The organism is Pseudomonas sp. HR1 (genome assembly GCF_030175875.1).
Lineage (GTDB): Bacteria > Pseudomonadota > Gammaproteobacteria > Pseudomonadales > Pseudomonadaceae > Chryseomonas > Chryseomonas oryzihabitans.
Map to the genome: position 1 here is coordinate 1 of NZ_JASNRF010000073.1, position 577 is coordinate 577.

Here is a 577-nt window from a genome sequence, read left to right on the forward strand (position 1 = left end):
TGATTGGGTCCGATACGGCCAGCAAGCCGGCAAGTGCCCCATCAACAGCCAGGTAAACAATGCTGGTACCGCTCTCGCGCATTTTTTCTGCCTGATATTTCAACGGCTCGACGCTCACACCCGCATCTTCCATAAGCGCGGTGTTGCCTAGCTGTAGCTGCTTGCCTTCCACCAGACCACGGACTCCGATCCCTGACCCTGACTCGAAGGTCTCTGGCTTCGCCAGCTGGATACCTTCGCTTCTGGCATGGTCTACGATCGCGTGGGCTAGGGGATGCTCACTACCTTGATCCAAGCTGGCAGACAAACGGATGACTTCCTGCGAGTCAAACGGCGTGACGCCTATGGCCCGATCGAAGACAGGTCGGCCCTCGGTCAAGGTTCCTGTTTTATCGACAATCAGCGTGTCTACCTTACGGACATTTTCGATGGCGCCTGCGTCTCTGAAAAGCACTCCACTTCCAGCCGCTTTGCCTGTGGCAACCATGATCGACATAGGCGTTGCCAGGCCAAGTGCGCAAGGGCAAGCAATGATCAAAACCGCAACTGCATTGATCAGGCCGAATACCCAGCCCTG

At 56.3% G+C, this 577-nt stretch carries 1 protein-coding gene; it reads right to left on the reverse strand.

Annotated elements, in window-relative coordinates; all coding sequences use genetic code 11:
• Positions 1–577, reverse strand: a 577-nt coding sequence (locus QKY98_RS23655; RefSeq protein ID WP_284671711.1) for an HAD-IC family P-type ATPase, incomplete at both ends; no start/stop codon positions are given.